This is a genomic window from Janthinobacterium sp. OK676 (assembly GCF_900103595.1).
Classification (GTDB): domain Bacteria; phylum Pseudomonadota; class Gammaproteobacteria; order Burkholderiales; family Burkholderiaceae_D; genus Janthinobacterium.
In genome coordinates, this window is sequence record NZ_FNHA01000007.1 from 186,356 (window position 1) to 201,495 (window position 15,140).

Sequence of the window (15,140 nt, forward strand, 5' to 3'; positions counted from 1 at the left end):
CGGCGGGCGCCGCGATCGTCACGCAGTCCTTTGCGTTCGTATCGTTGCGCCCGCCGCCGGGGGGAAGCCGCTGGTTGCTGCTCAGGGTGCCGTTCAGCCGTGGGCCGCCAGCGCCGGGTAGTCCGTGTAGCCGGCTGCGTCCGGTGCGTACAGGGTGGCCGGGTTCAGCGGGTTCAATGGCGCATCGCTGTGCAGGCGGATGGGTAGGTCGGGGTTGGCGATGAACCACAGGCCAAAGGCGACGGCATCGGCTTCGCCCTTGGCCAGCAGGGCTTCGGCCGCCGCCTTGTCCATTTTCTCGTTGGCGATGTACACGCCGCCGAATTCCTGCTTCAGGTAAGGGCCCAGGCGGTCGTCGCCCAGCGCTTCGCGCGCGCAGATGAAGGCGATGCCGCGCTTGCCCAGTTCGCGTGCCACATAGCCGAAGGTGGCGTGCGGGTCGGAGTCTCCCATGTCGTGCGCATCGCGGCGCGGCGCCAGATGCATGCCGACCTTGTCCGCGCCCCATACTTCGATGCACGCGTCCGTCACTTCCAGCATCAAACGGGCACGGTTTTCAATTGAGCCGCCATAGTTGTCGGTGCGCAGGTTGGTGCTGTCTTGCAGGAACTGGTCGAGCAAATAACCATTGGCGCCGTGGATTTCCACGCCGTCGAAGCCCGCTTTTTTCGCATTTTCCGCGCCAAGGCGGTAGGCCGCCACGATGCCGGGAATCTCTTCCGTATCGAGTGCGCGCGGCGTGACGAATTCCTGTTGCGGGCGCACCAGGCTTACATGGCCGGCCGGCTTGACGGCGCTGGGCGCCACGGGCAGGTCGCCGTCGAGGAAGAGCGGCGCGGAAATGCGGCCCACGTGCCACAGTTGCAGCACGATCAGGCCACCCGCGTCATGCACGGCCTTGGTGATGTGTTTCCAGCCTTCCACCTGTTCCTCGGACCAGATGCCCGGGGTGTCGGCATAGCCCACGCCCTGCGGCGTGACGGCCGTCGCTTCCGAGATGATCATGCCGGCCGAAGCGCGCTGCGTGTAGTACTCGGCCATCAGGGCGTTGGGCACGCGGCCCGGATTGCCGGCGCGCGAACGCGTCAGCGGCGCCATGATGATGCGGTTTTTCAGTTGCAGGCTGCCAATGGTGATGGGATCGAATAAAGTTGCCATGGTGGTTGTCTTTCCTGTCGAGAGTGCCGCGTGCGGCGATGTGGATGGGGTTGCTGTTACAAACCTTGCTGCATGTGATCGAGAAAGGCCTGGATGGTCGCTTCATTGCGGCTGAAGAAACTCCATTGGCCCACCTTGGTGGCCGAAATCAGGCCCGCCTTCTGCAAGCTGGCCAGGTGCGCCGACACCGTCGATTGCGACAGGTTCAGGCGCCGGTCGATCAGGCCGGCGCACACGCCCAGGTGCAGCGGGTGATCCTGCTCCTGGAAATGCTGTTCCGGCTCCTTCAGCCATTGCAAAATCTGCCGGCGTACCGGATTGGCCAGCGCCTTGTGGATGGCGTCGATATCCATATTGTTTCTCCTGAACATACAATTCGCTTTCCAGCGATGTATATATCGTGATTGTTCAATTCTAATATCGCTGTTTTACGATATGGCTATCTTACGATATAAATGAAAAGCGTGCTGGCGGCACGCATTTTTGAAGGATTCAGGCGGGAAGGGGATTGCGCTGCAGCACGGCCGGACCTGTCAGCACGATGCGCACCAGGTCCACCTGGCGCTGGGCGCCGGCCTTGGCGGTGGCGCTCTTGATCTGCGTGCGCGCCGTGTGGATGGAGATGCGCTGGCGTTCGGCGTATTCCTGCAGGGAATAGCCGTTGACGAGCGCTTCCGTCAGGCGCGCCTCGGCCACCGTCATGCCATAGAAATTGCGCAGGGTGGCCGCCAGCGAGGTGATCAGGTCGCTGCTGTCGCTGAGGAAGACGGCGATGGCGCTGGCCGAGCCGAACGGGCTGTGCCAGGAGGGCAGGGGCGTGACGCGCAGGCGCAGCTGTTCGCCCGTCAGTCCGTTCAGATTGAGCACGCCGCCGGGGCCGCCTGCCGCCGTCGTGCCGGTTTGCGCGGCCTCATGCAGCATGCGCCGCAGCGCGCCGTTGTCCGCTTCGCGCGGGCAATACAGGGGCGCGCCTTCGCGCAGCTGCAGCAGCCGTGCCGAAGCCGTCATGGCCAGCGCGCGTTCGTTGGCGTACAGCAGTTGCGACGTGGCGTCGAGCAGCAGCACGCCAAACGGCAGTAATTCCAGCACCTGGGTGGAACTCTGGGACAGCACTTCCAGCCGGCGCAGCTTGCGCTGCAGGGCAAACGCCGTTTGCAAATGCGGCATCAGCTTGCGGATCAGCGCCAGCTCGCCCGCGTCGTAGGCGCCCGCCTGTTCGCGGCGCACCACGGTGACGTTGGTGGAGCGCTCGGCGCGCAGTTCGACGATGGCCGCCGCCGTATAAAAGATGTCTTGCGGACGCAGCCAGTCCGTCCAGTATTCGGTTTTCTTCAGGCAATGGTCGGGAAACAGCATGGAGCCGGTGACAACGGCGCCTTCGCGGTGCAGGGAAGCGTCTTCCAGCCACACATTGCGCGCGCCGTAATAGCTGGCAAAGCTGGCCATGGCGTCCGATTCGAAGCCATAGGTGGCGGCCAGGCCGCTGCCAGGCAGCTGGACATCGACCGAGCGGTTGCTGAAATCATTGGCCCAGATCAGGCCAGCGTGCGACTTCAGCTGTTGCGCCAGGGCGGCCAGGAATTGCGACCAGGCGCCATGCCGCGTGGCCGCTTCGTAGATCAGGGTAATCAGTGCCTGGCTGGCAACGGCGAGCGATGGCGTCATTGGCGATCCTCATGGCGGCAAGCAACGGGCAAGACAAACGGAAGGGGCGGTCGGAACAAACGGCCGCCCTTTCCTTAGCGCGATTCCAGCCAGCTTTTGCCGCCGGACGTGCACGTGCTGAGGCTGCTGTACTGGCTCACGTAGTTATAGCCGCTGCCGCAGCCGCCTTCGCCCGACTTGACGGGGCCGTAGCAAGCGCCTTCATAGCTGAGCTTACCATTGACGGTGGTGCTTTTGACACAGAAATTGTAGTTGCTTGCCGTGGTGTTGTTGGGTAAGGTGGTGCCATTGTTTTGCCCGCAGCCCAGTTCCTTGCTCACGCTGCGCGCATAGTCGACCATTTTCTGGTACGTGCCGCTGTAGTACGTGTCGGCAACGCTTTTCTGCCCCTGCTTGCAGGCGGCAACGACGCTGTCGTAGCCCGAGTCCGCCTGCGCGTAGTTGCCCGATACCTGGATGCCGCAGGCGCTGGCCTGCTTGCGTTCCGCGTCGCTGATCAGATTGCTGTACTGGCAGTTTGCCGAGGTGCCGCTGGTGCCGCCGGCGCTGGTGGAGCCGCTGCCCGAGCTGGTGTCGTCGCTGCCGCCGCCACCGCAGGCGGACAGCATGAGGCAGCCGAGCAAGGTTACGGCAAAGGTGGTTGGATGTGCTTGCATGATTTCCCCTGTGGACTGTGATGTGCCACCATGTATCTGGTGGTATCTTTTTTATTGCTACAAGGAATTGTATCGGGCATGTTTTTTGGAAACATCACCCATTTGAGGTATGCGCAGGCGCTATGGAGCGGGGGAGGGCGGCCGGCTGGCCGCCCTGCAGGGATCAGGCGAAGTGGAACAGCAGCAAGGCGATGACGGCAGGCACTGTTTGCAAATAGAGGATGCGCGTCATGACGGTGGCCGCGCCCCACACGCCGGCCACGGCGATGCAGGCCAGGCCGAACACGGTGAATGCATAAGCGATGGCCGCGTCCGGGTGAAAAAAGCCCAGCGCCAGCGCGGCGACCAGAAAGGCGTTGTAGCAGCCCTGGTTCGACATGGCGGGCCGCACGATCTCCGCCTTTTCCTTGGACAGGCCAAACACCTTGCGTCCGCGCGCATCGAACAGCACGGTTTCCAGCAGCACGATATACACGTGCAGCAGCAGGATGAGGGCGGTAAGGATGTGGGCCAGTAGCAGCATCGTTGTTCCCGAAAGTGAATGGATGCGGCAATTATGCCGCCAAGTGCATGTTTTTTGGCAACTTTCGATTAGAGCGGCCGCACTAGCGATAGTGTGCTTGGGGCAAGATTTTTCACCCAATGGTATACTTTTCCCTTTGCTCCTGTGGGGACGACCCCGCTCGATGTGGGGGCTGTATGGCGGGGACGACCCTGCCGCCTCGGGAGAAAAACATGGCGTGGATCATTCTGGTATTGGCGGGTTTGCTGGAAATCGGCTGGGCCATCGGCCTCAAATACAGCGCCGGTTTTACGCGCCTCGTGCCTTCCGTGCTGACGGCTGTTTCCATGGTGGGCAGCGTCGTGATGCTGGGCCTGGCCTTGCGCACCTTGCCGCTGGGCACGGCGTACGCCATCTGGACGGGCATCGGCACCGTTGGCACGGCCATCTTCGGCATCATGGTGCTGGGCGAACCGGCCAGCGCCGCGCGTATCGCCTGCATCGCCCTGATCGTGTCCGGCATCCTGGGCTTGAAACTGCTCAGCCCACAATAAAGGAGGTCAGCATGAGCCTCGCCATGACGTATTTCTACCTGGCCATCGCCATCGTCGCCGAAGTGATCGCCACCAGCGCCTTGAAGGCCTCCGAGGGCTTCAGCCGCTTGTGGCCCAGTGTCATCACCGTGGTCGGCTACAGCATCGCCTTCTGGTGCCTGTCCCTGACCTTGAAGGTCATTCCTACCGGCATCGTCTATGCGATCTGGTCGGGCGTGGGCATTGTGCTCATTTCCGCCGTCGGCTGGTTCTGGTTCAAGCAAAGCCTCGATACGCCGGCCTTGATCGGCCTGGGGCTGATCATTGCCGGCGTGCTCGTGATTAACTTGTTTTCCAAGTCCGTCGGTCACTAATCAGAAACTGGCGGCAACCCGCGCCAGGTAATACCACTCGGCATTGGCTTGCGCGTTGACGTCCGGGAACAGGATGTAGGCGTCGAATTCGGCCGTCACGGGCGTGCCGTCCGCGCGCACGCCGATCTGCTCGCCCTGTTTCACCTTGTCAAAGCTGGACCAGGTCTTGATGAAGCGGTCGCCCGCATCGAGCTTGTCGTGTACGACAACCATGTTCAGCGCTTCCATGTCGGCGTCGGCGATCGGTTCCGGCTGCGGCGCGTCGATGAAGCCGAGGAAGGCGAGGGTGTTCATGATGGCGCGGTAGGCAACGTCCGGCGCGGCCGGGTCCGCGTGCTGGCCGCATTCCAGGGTCAGCGCATAACCGCCCGTCGAGCGCATGTATTCCGTCGTGCCCACGCCGTAGCGCAAGACCATGCCCACCTGGTCGCTGCTGCCCAGGCGGCGCTGTACGCCGGCGCCATACGTTTGCAGCCAGCCGTCGACGAAGCGGCGCACGCCCAGGCGGCGCGCCAGCGCGCGTTCCTTGTCTTCGTGCTTGAACGGTTGCAGCGGGCCATCGTTGTTGCGCGGCCCCACCATCACGAAAGGCTGGCTGTCGGCGTTGAACGAATGCAAGTCCAGCAGCACGTCGTGCTGGCCCAGCAGCGGGCACAGCCAGTTGGCGATGCGGTCTTCGAAATCCTGCGGATTGTCGTTCGGGAAGAGGTTGCGGTTCAGGTTGCGGTCGCCGCTGCGCACGCCCTTGGCGTAAGCGAGCGGGTTGGTGATGGGCACGAACGTGACGCTGCCGGCCGCGATGGAGAGGGCGCCGCTGTCGAGTTCAGCCATCACGCGGTGTATGCCCTTGGTGCCGCAGGTTTCATTGCCGTGCACGGCGCCGGTGACGATCAGGCGGGGGCCGCTGCCCTGGCCCGTGTAGTTGATGGACTTGAAGTGGAGTGCGCTGCTCATGCTGGACATATCCTATGCTGTTGCGGAAAGGGAAAGCGGGGTCGGCATATTTTAGCGGGATTCGCCACAGGCTCCCGTAAAAATGTGCGCGTGGCCGGGCCCGGCATGGCATGATCGGCGCCACCGTTGTTTTTCCTTGCCGAGATCCATGTCGTCTTCCTCATCTTCTTCGCGCCTGTCTGGCCTCGATACCCTGCGCGCGGCAGCCATCGTGCTCGTCTTCATGAACCATTATTTGCTGTTCGTCAGCGACGGCGGCGCGTTTGGCTTCTGGGGCGAAATCGGCTGGACGGGCGTGGACCTGTTCTTTGCCCTCAGTGGCTATCTGATCGGCAACCAGATCTTTGCGGCCTTGCGCAGCGAGCACGGTTTTTCCTTGTCCCGTTTCTATGCGCGGCGCTTCCTGCGCACCTTGCCCAGTTTCTACGCCGTCCTGGCCCTCTATTATTTGTGGCCCGCGTTTCGCGGCGATAGTGTGTTATTGCCGCTGTGGAAATTCCTGACCTTTACGCAAAACATCAATCTGACGCCGGGTACGGCGTTTTCGCATGCGTGGTCGCTGTGCGTGGAAGAGCAGTTCTACGTGCTGCTGCCGGCCGTGGTGCTGCTGATCGCCGCCTGCCGCAAGTCGCTGCTGTGGGCGTGGGTGGCCGTGGTCGCCAGCTTTATCGTGGGCATGCTGGTGCGCGCCTATCTGTGGGATGAGTATGTGCAAGCGCCGCGTGGCGGCCTTGGCTATTACAAGTATATTTATTACGCGTCGTGGTGCCGCTTCGACGAGTTGGTGGCGGGTGTGGCGCTGGCGCTGCTGAAAAATTACCATCCGCAGGCCTGGGCACGCCTGACCTCGTATGGCAACCGCACCTTATTGGCGGGAATCGCGGGCACGGCGCTGGTGTTGTATGTGTTCCTCGACGATCACTATGGCTATTGGGTGACGGTGTTCGGCTATCCTGCCCTGGCCGCCAGTTTTACCCTGCTGCTGATCGCGGCGTTGAGTCCCGCCAGTGCCCTGTATAAACTGCGCGTGCCGGGCGCGGCCAGCCTGGCCCTGTGGTCGTATGCGATTTATCTGCTGCACAAGCAGCTGTGCATTTTATTGCGGCCCTATTTGCAAGACTTTGGCCATGGCGCCGATAGCCTCACGGCGATACTGGTCAGTATTGCTGTCAGTATCGCCACGGGCTGGCTTTTATATGCCTTGGTGGAAACGCCGTTCATGCGCTTGCGGGCGCGTTATGTGCCCGCCAATCATGCATGACGACTACATGTCGATGACGTCCAGCCCGCGCGGCGTGCCCACCAGCAATTCCAGGATGGCATGCACGCGCAGGTTCGTGTCTTCATGTTCCGTGTTGACGATCAGGGCGCGCAAGCCGGGCACGGCTTCCGTGATGTGGTCGCTGGCGTAGGCATGGATCAGCATCAGCACCAGGTCCGTGGCGCCCGCGCCGGGCTGGCGCCGCAGCCGGTCGTGGATCACGTTCAGCAGCGCACGCTGCATGCGCGGCGTGGGATTGGTGATGTAGGCGAAGACGCTCGGCGTGTTGGCGATGGCTGCGCAGATGCGCCGTTCGATCTCGTCGGGTTTCACGTCGGAAGCGATATCGAAATACGCGGCGTCCCAGCGCGTGCGCGCATACGGATGATGGGGCGGGAAGGAGTCGGCCGTTTCAAAACCGCAGATGCGGCTCAGGGTTTTCAGCCAGGCTAATAGGGTGGAGTTCATGCCGCGATTCTAGCGGCATTCCGCGCGCCCCGGGCCCTCTGCATATAAAGGAGGCTGACGCCCGGAGAAAGGATTAAAGTTTCCTGTAAAACAGCCCTTGTCATTCTGGGAAAGCCTCTCTATAATGCTGGTCTTCGGGGCGGTTAGTTCAGCTGGTTAGAATACTTGGTCGACATCCAAGGGGTCGGGGATTCGAATTCCTCACCGCCCACCAGAATTTGGCAGTAGATGGTTTTAAAGACGGTTGCTGATGCAGTAATCGATAAAAAAGTTTTACGGGCGGTTAGTTCAGCTGGTTAGAATACTTGGTCGACATCCAAGGGGTCGGGGATTCGAATTCCTCACCGCCCACCAGAATGCAGTTAAAGAGAAAGGGTAAACCGGTTATGACACCGCGAACTACTACCAAGCTTTGGGAGTGACGCTAGTCGAACGGGTTTCCTTTGTCTCAAGAAAGTGAAAAACGCGGCTAGTCCGCGTTTTTTTGCGTCCGCGTTTTCCTTTCAGTTTTTCAGTTCACACCACATTGCAGTTTTACCTGGCGCCAGCGCCGATATGGAGATCAATATGCTTACAATCCGACTTCCCGATGGTTCCGCCCGTCAATTCGACGGCCCGGTCACCGTGGCCCAGGTTGCGGCCAATATTGGTACTGGCCTGGCCAAGGCTGCCTTGGCCGGCAAGGTCGATGGCAAGCTGGTCGATACCTCCTATCTGATCGAGCAGGACGCGGAACTGGCGATCGTGACGGATAAGGACGCCGACGGCCTGGAAGTGATCCGCCACTCGACGGCCCACTTGCTGGCGTATGCCGTCAAGGAATTGTTCCCCGATGCACAAGTGACCATCGGTCCCGTGATTGACAATGGCTTTTACTATGACTTCGCCTACAAGCGTCCGTTCACGCCCGAAGATCTGACGGCGATCGAAAAGAAGATGGCCGAGCTGGCCAAGAAGGATGAGCAAGTCACGCGCAAGGTTGTCGCGCGCGACGAAGCCATCGCGTACTTCAAGGGCATCGGCGAAGCGTACAAGGCCGAATTGATCGGCTCGATCCCGGCCGACCAGGAAGTGTCGCTGTATTCCGAAGGCAAGTTCACGGACTTGTGCCGCGGCCCGCACGTGCCATCGACGGGCAAGCTGAAAGTGTTCAAGCTGATGAAGCTGGCCGGCGCCTACTGGCGCGGCGACTCGAAAAACGAGATGCTGCAGCGTATCTATGGCACGGCCTGGGCCAAGAAGGAAGACCAGGAACTGTATCTGCACAACCTGGAAGAGGCGGAAAAGCGCGACCACCGCAAGCTGGGCAAGCAGCTCGATTTCTTCCATTTCCAGGAAGAAGCGCCGGGCCTGATCTTCTGGCACCCGAAAGGCTGGTCGATCTGGCAGCAGGTCGAGCAATACATGCGCAATGTCTACCAGGTCAACGGCTATCAGGAAGTCAAGGCGCCGCAAATTCTCGACCGCGGCCTGTGGGAAAAAACGGGCCACTGGGACAATTACCGTGAAAACATGTTCATCACGGAATCGGAAAACCGCGCCTATGCGCTGAAACCGATGAATTGCCCTGGCCATATCCAGATTTTCAACAATGGCATGCGCAGCTACCGCGACCTGCCATTGCGCTACGGCGAATTCGGCCAATGCCACCGCAACGAGCCGTCGGGCGCCTTGCACGGCATGATGCGCGTGCGCGGCTTTACGCAGGATGACGGCCACATCTTCTGCCTGGAAGAGCAGATCGCCGGCGAAGTGACGGCGTTCCACCAGCAGGCGATGGATGTGTACACGGCTTTCGGCTTCACGAATATCGATGTGAAACTGGCCTTGCGTCCGGACAATCGCATCGGCACGGAAGAGTCGTGGGATTTTGCCGAGGAATCCCTGCGTTCGGCCTTGCGCGCCTGCGGCGTGGAATGGACGGAATTGCCGGGCGAGGGCGCGTTCTATGGTCCGAAGATCGAGTACCATCTGAAGGATAGTCTGGGCCGCGCATGGCAAGTGGGCACGGTGCAGATCGATCCGTCGATGCCGGGCCGCCTGGGTGCGGAATACGTCGCCGTGGACAACACGCGCCAGGTGCCGATCATGCTGCACCGCGCGATCGTCGGTTCGCTGGAACGTTTCATCGGCATCCTGATCGAACACTATGCGGGTGCCATGCCGCTGTGGTTGTCGCCGGTACAAGTGTCGGTGTTGAATATTTCCGACGCTCAAGCTGATTATGTACAAGAAGTAACAACAAAACTGCGCAAAGCGGGGCTGCGCGTACAGGCTGATTTGCGTAACGAGAAGATTACCTATAAAATACGTGAACATTCCGTACAAAAATTGCCTTACATCTTAGTGATTGGCGACAAAGAGCGGGATGCCAATACAGTGGCCGTGCGGGCGCGGGGCAATGTCGATCTGGGCGTCATGTCCGTCGATGCCCTGATAGAGCGACTCAAACATGAAGTCGACACCAAGGCCTGACGAGGAAACTCGCTGCACGACCGTCTTACAAGATTTTTAAAGGAAATTACAATAGCTACTGACAAGTCACATCGCATCAATGGCGAAATCACTGCCCCTGAAATGCGTTTAAGCGGGGTCGATAACGAGCCACTCGGTATCGTAAGTTTGGCTGAAGCCTTCCGCCTGGCGGAAGAGGCAAACGTCGACCTGGTGGAAATTGCGCCTACCGCGCAGCCACCGGTGTGCCGTTTGATGGACTACGGCAAATTTAAGTATTCGGAGCAAAAGAAAGCTCACGAAGCCAAATTGAAGCAAAAGATCATCCTCGTGAAGGAAGTCAAATTCCGCCCGGGGACTGATGATGGTGACTACAATATCAAGTTGCGTAATCTCATCAAGTTCCTTGAAGATGGCGATAAAACCAAGATCACCTTGCGTTTCCGCGGTCGTGAGATGGCGCATCAGGATATTGGCTTCCGCATGCTGGAACGTCTGAAAGCCGATCTGGAGCCGTATGGCCAGGTCGAGCAGTTCCCGAAGATGGAAGGCCGCCAAATGATCATGGTTCTTTCGCCTAAGAAGAAGAAGTAAGATACAATAGCGTTTTACTGTGGGTGGAAACTGCTCGCGCCGGCATTGGCGCGGCGTCACACCCCAGGCAGAATTTGCGCGGCCCGGTCAGCAATGCCCGGGCCGCGCGAACTGTAGTGGACTCGCATCCGCTGCACAACATGTGAAAGCAGGCATCTAAGCGCAGCGTCGTGTTGCCACCTGCAATCCTGTTATAAATGGAGCTGTCCGTAAGAGGACAGATTGCTATGCCTAAAATGAAGACCAAAAGCTCCGCGAAAAAACGTTTTCGCGTGCGTCCAGGTGGAACAGTCAAGTCGGGTCACGCGTTCAAACGCCACATCCTGACCAAGAAAACCACCAAAAACAAACGTCAGTTGCGCGGTACCCGTAACATCAACGCATCGGATGTCACATCCGTCATGCGCATGATGCCGACTGCTTAATCTCACACTCAATTTAAGGAGTTACTATGCCTAGAGTAAAACGTGGGGTTACAGCTCGTGCCCGTCATAAGAAGATTCTTGTTCAAGCTAAAGGCTACCGTGGTCGCCGCAGCCGTGTATACCGTGTTGCCAAGCAAGCAGTTATGCGCGCTGGCCAATACGCTTACCGCGATCGCCGCAACAAGAAGCGCGTTTTCCGCCGCCTGTGGATCGCCCGTATCAACGCCGCTTCCCGTGAGCATGGCGTAACGTACAGCGTATTCATGAACGGCTTGAAAAAAGCAAATATCGAACTGGACCGTAAAGTCCTGGCCGATATGGCTGTGATGGACAAGCCAGCATTCGCTGCGATTGTCAACGCAGTTAAAGCAAAAATCGCTGCGTAAGCATCGGTTATTGCACAACGTCATCCGTAGGGTGACGTCATAAAGAGCGGGGCAGGGGTTTTAACACCTTATGCCCCGTTTCCGTTTTTGATTGTTGGACTTTTGATAATCGGGTCCAGAATTGATGTCCAAAACAGGAAATGCCGCATGAACTCCCTAGAAGAACTCGTCGTCTCGGCCCAGGCTGACTTTATCGCCGCCGCAGACGCTGCCGCACTTGAGAACGCCAAAGCCCGCTACCTGGGCAAGACTGGCCAGATTACCGAAATGATGAAGGGCCTGGGCAAGCTGGACCCGGACGCGCGCAAGGCGCAGGGCGCCCTGATCAACGCCGTCAAAGTGCAGATCGAAGACGCGCTGACGGCGCGCCGTGACGCATTGGCCGATGCGCAGATGCAAGGCCGTTTGAACGCCGAAGCGATCGACGTGACCCTGCCAGGCCGTGGCCGCATGCCAGGCGGCATCCATCCCGTGATGCGCACGTGGGAGCGGGTCGAGGAAATCTTCCGCTCCATCGGTTTCGACGTGGCCGACGGCCCTGAAATCGAAAACGACTGGACCAACTTCACGGCGCTCAACAGCCCGGAAAACCATCCAGCCCGTTCCATGCAAGATACGTTTTACATCGATGGCAACGACACCGATGGCAAGCCCTTGCTGCTGCGCACGCACACGAGCCCGATGCAGGTGCGCTATGCGCGCACGCATACGCCACCGATCAAGGTCATCGCGCCGGGCCGCACCTACCGCGTCGACAGCGACGCCACCCATTCGCCGATGTTCCACCAGGTCGAAGGCCTGTGGATCGCCGAAGACATCAGCTTTGCCGACTTGAAGGGCGTGTACCTGAACTTCGTCAAGGCCTTCTTCGAGACGGACGACCTGCAGGTGCGCTTCCGCCCATCGTACTTCCCGTTCACGGAACCGTCGGCCGAGATCGACATCGCCTTTGGCTCCGGTCCATTGAAGGGCCGCTGGCTGGAAGTGTCGGGCGCCGGCCAGGTGCATCCGACCGTCGTGAAGAACTTCGGCCTCGATCCCGAGAAATTCATCGGTTTCGCTTTCGGTTCCGGCCTGGAACGCTTGACGATGCTGCGTTACGGCATCAACGACCTGCGCCTGTTCTACGAAGGCGACTTGCGTTTCTTGAAGCAATTCAACTAAACGTTGTTCCGTTTGATTCATGGCGCTTGAGCGCCTGTGCGCTCGCGCTGTGAGCTTTGACCCTTTGAAGGCTTGATTATGCAATTTTCCGAAAACTGGCTCCGTACCATGGTCGATCCGAAGATGACTTCGGACGAACTGGCCCATCTGCTGACCATGTCCGGTCTCGAAGTCGAGGACGTCGATCCTGTCGCCCCGCCGTTCTCGAACGTGGTGGTGGGCCTGGTCCTGGAGATGGAAAAACATCCGAATGCGGACCGCCTGAATGTATGCCAGGTCGATGTCGGCACGGGCACCATGCTCAACATCGTCTGCGGCGCGCCGAACGTGCGCCCGGGCTTGAAAGTCGTCTGCGCGATGGCCGGCGCCGTGCTGCCGCCTGGCGCCGATGGCAAGCCGTTTGAAATCAAGGTGGGCCAGCTGCGCGGCGTCGAGTCGCAAGGCATGCTGTGTTCCGCGCGCGAATTGAAATTGTCGGAAGAAAACGCCGGCTTGATGGAATTGCCGGACGACGCGCCGATCGGCCAGAATTTCCGCGATTACTTTGCGCTCAACGACTTGAAATTCACCATCAAGTTGACGCCAAACAAGGCGGACTGCCTGTCCGTGCTGGGCGTGGCGCGCGAAGTGTCGGCCTTGACGGGCGTGCCCCTGCATGCGCCGCAGTTCCGCACCGTGCCTGTTTCCAGCGATGAAATCCTGCCCGTGAAAGTGAGCGCGCCGGACCTGTGCGGCCGTTTCACGGGCCGTGTCATCCGCGGCTTGAACGCCAAGGCAGTCACGCCGGACTGGATGAAGCAGCGCCTCGAGCGCAGCGGCCAGCGTCCGCTGTCGGCCCTGGTCGACATTTCCAACTATGTCATGCTGGAACTGGGCCGTCCCAGCCATGTATTCGACCTGGCGAAGATTCACGGCAGCCTCGACGTGCGTTGGGGCAAGGCGGGCGAATCCGTCAAGCTGTTGAATGGCACTACCATTGCCGTCGACGAGTGGGTCGGCGTTATTGCCGACGATCAGGAAATCGAATCCTTGGCCGGCATCATGGGCGGCGACGCCAGCTCCGTGTCGGACGATACGGACAGCATTTACCTGGAAGCGGCATTCTGGTGGCCGAACGCCATTCAAGGCCGCGCACGCCGTCTGAATTTCTCGACCGATGCGGCGCACCGCTTCGAGCGCGGCGTTGATTTCGCCACCACCGTCGAGCACATCGAGCGCATTACGGCGCTGATCGTGGAAATCTGCGGCACGCCAGCGACCACCGTCGGTCCCGTCGACGACCACGTGGTGAACTTGCCGCAACGCCAGCCTGTGACGATGCGCACGGCGCGCGCGCAAAAAGTCATCGGCGTGCCGCTCAATGACGAGCTGATCGCCGACATCTTCACGCGCCTGGCCCTGCCATTTACTCTGGCCGACGGCGTGTTTTCCGTGACCTCGCCCAGCTACCGTTTCGACATCGAGATCGAGGAAGACCTGATCGAGGAAGTGGCGCGCGTGTACGGCTTTGAAAACATCCCGACCTTGCCGCCCGTGGCCGCGAACGTGATGCAGATTGCACCGGAAAATACCCGCTCCTTGTTTGCGGTACGTCATGAGCTGGCCGACCTGGGCTTCCAGGAAGTGGTTAACATGAGCTTTGTCGATACGGCATGGGAGCGCGATTTCTCGGGCAACACGAATCCGATCAAATTGCAGAACCCGATCGCCAGCCAGATGAGCGTGATGCGTTCCTCGCTGATCGGCAGCCTGATCGCGAACGTACGCTACAACCTGAACCGCAAGACGAACCGCGTGCGCATCTTCGAAGTGGGCGCCATCTACCAGCGCGACGACAGCGTGGAAAACGGCCCGTTGTCGGTGGCTGGCTACGCCCAGCCGAAGCGCGTGGCCGCCATGGCCTACGGCGCGGTGGCCGACGAGCAGTGGGGCCAGGCCTCGCGCACGGTCGACTTCTTCGACGTGAAGGCGGACCTGGAAGCGCTGTTCGCGCCGCTGGTCTTGCGTTTCACCAAGGCGGAACATCCGGCCCTGCATCCTGGCCGTTCGGCCAACGTGGAGCTCGATGGCAAGGTCATCGGTTTCATCGGTGAATTGCACCCGCGCTGGATGCAAAAGTACGACTTGCCGCTGGCGCCCGTGCTGTTCGAAGTCGACGCCGCTGCCTTGACGCAAAGAGTCGTGCCCGTGTACCAGGAAATCTCGAAATTCCCTGGCGCCAGCCGCGACCTGGCCGTGGTCGTCAAGCAATCGGTGGCCGTGCAGGATCTGCTCGACAGCTTCCATGCCGCCGCCAAGGCGAGCCCGGCGGCACGTATCGTGCAAGCCATTGTTTTATTTGATGAATATCGTGGAAAAGGGCTGGAAACGGATGAAAAAAGCCTTGCTTTCCGGATTAGCTTGCAAGATACTCAAAACACCCTGCAAGACGATGTCGTCGATGGCCTGATGGCTGTCCTGATCGATGCCGCCAAGCAGGGCCACGACGCGAAACTGCGTTCGTAATTACCGGACCGGCCGTCGCCTTGCGTGACGGCCTTTCCGTC

At 60.1% G+C, this 15,140-nt stretch carries 16 protein-coding genes and 2 tRNA genes; 11 read left to right on the top strand and 7 right to left on the bottom strand.

Annotated features, from left to right (window positions below; genetic code table 11):
• Positions 1-93: 93 nt before the first annotated feature.
• The 5 genes from BLU39_RS15660 to BLU39_RS15680 all read right to left on the bottom strand — a co-directional run bounded on the left by BLU39_RS15660 (position 94) and on the right by BLU39_RS15680 (position 4,002).
• Positions 94-1,158, bottom strand: a complete 1,065-nt coding sequence (locus tag BLU39_RS15660; protein WP_092714513.1) for an alkene reductase — start codon at positions 1,156-1,158, stop codon at positions 94-96.
• Between the two features lie 56 nt (positions 1,159-1,214).
• Positions 1,215-1,511 carry an ArsR/SmtB family transcription factor gene (locus tag BLU39_RS15665; RefSeq protein ID WP_092714515.1) on the bottom strand — a complete coding sequence of 99 codons (297 nt, stop codon included), beginning with the start codon at positions 1,509-1,511 and terminating at the stop codon, positions 1,215-1,217.
• Positions 1,512-1,650: 139 nt separating this feature from the next.
• Positions 1,651-2,823: a helix-turn-helix transcriptional regulator gene (locus BLU39_RS15670; protein ID WP_092714517.1), complete on the bottom strand. Its 1,173-nt coding sequence runs from the start codon at positions 2,821-2,823 to the stop codon at positions 1,651-1,653.
• Positions 2,824-2,897: 74 nt separating this feature from the next.
• Positions 2,898-3,479 (bottom strand): hypothetical protein, encoded by a 582-nt coding sequence (locus tag BLU39_RS15675; RefSeq protein ID WP_139178305.1) that lies wholly within the window; start codon positions 3,477-3,479, stop codon positions 2,898-2,900.
• A 163-nt stretch (positions 3,480-3,642) separates the two neighbouring features.
• Positions 3,643-4,002, bottom strand: coding sequence for a DUF1304 domain-containing protein (locus BLU39_RS15680; protein ID WP_092714521.1), 360 nt, complete (start codon positions 4,000-4,002; stop codon positions 3,643-3,645).
• A 212-nt stretch (positions 4,003-4,214) separates the two neighbouring features.
• On the opposite strand from BLU39_RS15680, the gene sugE reads away from it, so the two are divergent.
• Together sugE and BLU39_RS15690 are read left to right on the top strand one after the other, a co-directional pair.
• On the top strand, positions 4,215-4,535 hold the full coding sequence (sugE, locus tag BLU39_RS15685) for a quaternary ammonium compound efflux SMR transporter SugE (protein WP_046684095.1): 321 nt from the start codon (positions 4,215-4,217) through the stop codon (positions 4,533-4,535).
• Between the two features lie 23 nt (positions 4,536-4,558).
• Entirely contained in the window at positions 4,559-4,888 is a 330-nt protein-coding gene (locus BLU39_RS15690) for an SMR family transporter (RefSeq protein WP_092714736.1), read from the top strand.
• Here the strand turns inward: BLU39_RS15690 and BLU39_RS15695 are convergent, their stop codons facing one another.
• On the bottom strand, positions 4,889-5,842 hold the full coding sequence (locus tag BLU39_RS15695) for a M14 family metallopeptidase (RefSeq protein ID WP_254788989.1): 954 nt from the start codon (positions 5,840-5,842) through the stop codon (positions 4,889-4,891). It lies immediately after the preceding gene.
• A 148-nt stretch (positions 5,843-5,990) separates the two neighbouring features.
• Between BLU39_RS15695 and BLU39_RS15700 the strand changes: the two genes are divergently transcribed.
• Positions 5,991-7,103, top strand: a complete 1,113-nt coding sequence (locus BLU39_RS15700) for an acyltransferase family protein (protein ID WP_175539327.1) — start codon at positions 5,991-5,993, stop codon at positions 7,101-7,103.
• Positions 7,104-7,106: 3 nt separating this feature from the next.
• On the opposite strand, the gene BLU39_RS15705 is transcribed toward BLU39_RS15700, so the two are convergent.
• Positions 7,107-7,571 (bottom strand): hypothetical protein, encoded by a 465-nt coding sequence (locus BLU39_RS15705; RefSeq protein ID WP_092714525.1) that lies wholly within the window; start codon positions 7,569-7,571, stop codon positions 7,107-7,109.
• A gap of 137 nt (positions 7,572-7,708) precedes the next feature.
• Here BLU39_RS15705 and BLU39_RS15710 point away from each other — a divergent pair.
• The 8 genes from BLU39_RS15710 (at position 7,709) to pheT (ending at position 15,099) form a co-directional block, all read left to right on the top strand.
• Positions 7,709-7,785 (top strand) — tRNA-Val (locus BLU39_RS15710).
• Between the two features lie 63 nt (positions 7,786-7,848).
• Positions 7,849-7,925 (top strand) — tRNA-Val (locus BLU39_RS15715).
• A gap of 213 nt (positions 7,926-8,138) precedes the next feature.
• Positions 8,139-10,046, top strand: a complete 1,908-nt coding sequence (gene thrS, locus BLU39_RS15720) for a threonine--tRNA ligase (protein WP_092714741.1) — start codon at positions 8,139-8,141, stop codon at positions 10,044-10,046.
• Positions 10,047-10,097: 51 nt separating this feature from the next.
• Positions 10,098-10,619, top strand: coding sequence for a translation initiation factor IF-3 (gene infC, locus BLU39_RS15725; protein ID WP_071650129.1), 522 nt, complete (start codon positions 10,098-10,100; stop codon positions 10,617-10,619).
• A 227-nt stretch (positions 10,620-10,846) separates the two neighbouring features.
• Positions 10,847-11,044 carry a 50S ribosomal protein L35 gene (rpmI, locus tag BLU39_RS15730; RefSeq protein WP_038493025.1) on the top strand — a complete coding sequence of 66 codons (198 nt, stop codon included), beginning with the start codon at positions 10,847-10,849 and terminating at the stop codon, positions 11,042-11,044.
• Between the two features lie 26 nt (positions 11,045-11,070).
• The gene (gene rplT, locus BLU39_RS15735; protein WP_010399214.1) at positions 11,071-11,430 is read left to right on the top strand and encodes a 50S ribosomal protein L20; all 360 of its coding nucleotides are present in this window, start codon (positions 11,071-11,073) and stop codon (positions 11,428-11,430) included.
• 147 nt (positions 11,431-11,577) lie between these two features.
• On the top strand, positions 11,578-12,594 hold the full coding sequence (gene pheS, locus BLU39_RS15740) for a phenylalanine--tRNA ligase subunit alpha (RefSeq protein WP_034751917.1): 1,017 nt from the start codon (positions 11,578-11,580) through the stop codon (positions 12,592-12,594).
• Between the two features lie 78 nt (positions 12,595-12,672).
• Positions 12,673-15,099, top strand: coding sequence for a phenylalanine--tRNA ligase subunit beta (gene pheT / locus BLU39_RS15745; protein WP_092714527.1), 2,427 nt, complete (start codon positions 12,673-12,675; stop codon positions 15,097-15,099).
• Positions 15,100-15,140 lie beyond the last annotated feature (41 nt).

Bases quoted from the DNA above. Each gene is read 5' to 3' on its own strand.
- BLU39_RS15660 (WP_092714513.1), bottom strand. From the start codon at position 1,158: ATGGCAACTTTATTCGATCCCATCACCATTGGCAGCCTGCAACTGAAA.
- BLU39_RS15665 (WP_092714515.1), bottom strand. From the start codon at position 1,511: ATGGATATCGACGCCATCCACAAGGCGCTGGCCAATCCGGTACGCCGG.
- BLU39_RS15670 (WP_092714517.1), bottom strand. From the start codon at position 2,823: ATGACGCCATCGCTCGCCGTTGCCAGCCAGGCACTGATTACCCTGATC.
- BLU39_RS15675 (WP_139178305.1), bottom strand. From the start codon at position 3,479: ATGCAAGCACATCCAACCACCTTTGCCGTAACCTTGCTCGGCTGCCTC.
- BLU39_RS15680 (WP_092714521.1), bottom strand. From the start codon at position 4,002: ATGCTGCTACTGGCCCACATCCTTACCGCCCTCATCCTGCTGCTGCAC.
- sugE (WP_046684095.1), top strand. From the start codon at position 4,215: ATGGCGTGGATCATTCTGGTATTGGCGGGTTTGCTGGAAATCGGCTGG.
- BLU39_RS15690 (WP_092714736.1), top strand. From the start codon at position 4,559: ATGACGTATTTCTACCTGGCCATCGCCATCGTCGCCGAAGTGATCGCC.
- BLU39_RS15695 (WP_254788989.1), bottom strand. From the start codon at position 5,842: ATGAGCAGCGCACTCCACTTCAAGTCCATCAACTACACGGGCCAGGGC.
- BLU39_RS15700 (WP_175539327.1), top strand. From the start codon at position 5,991: ATGTCGTCTTCCTCATCTTCTTCGCGCCTGTCTGGCCTCGATACCCTG.
- BLU39_RS15705 (WP_092714525.1), bottom strand. From the start codon at position 7,571: ATGAACTCCACCCTATTAGCCTGGCTGAAAACCCTGAGCCGCATCTGC.
- thrS (WP_092714741.1), top strand. From the start codon at position 8,139: ATGCTTACAATCCGACTTCCCGATGGTTCCGCCCGTCAATTCGACGGC.
- rpmI (WP_038493025.1), top strand. From the start codon at position 10,847: ATGCCTAAAATGAAGACCAAAAGCTCCGCGAAAAAACGTTTTCGCGTG.
- rplT (WP_010399214.1), top strand. From the start codon at position 11,071: ATGCCTAGAGTAAAACGTGGGGTTACAGCTCGTGCCCGTCATAAGAAG.
- pheS (WP_034751917.1), top strand. From the start codon at position 11,578: ATGAACTCCCTAGAAGAACTCGTCGTCTCGGCCCAGGCTGACTTTATC.
- pheT (WP_092714527.1), top strand. From the start codon at position 12,673: ATGCAATTTTCCGAAAACTGGCTCCGTACCATGGTCGATCCGAAGATG.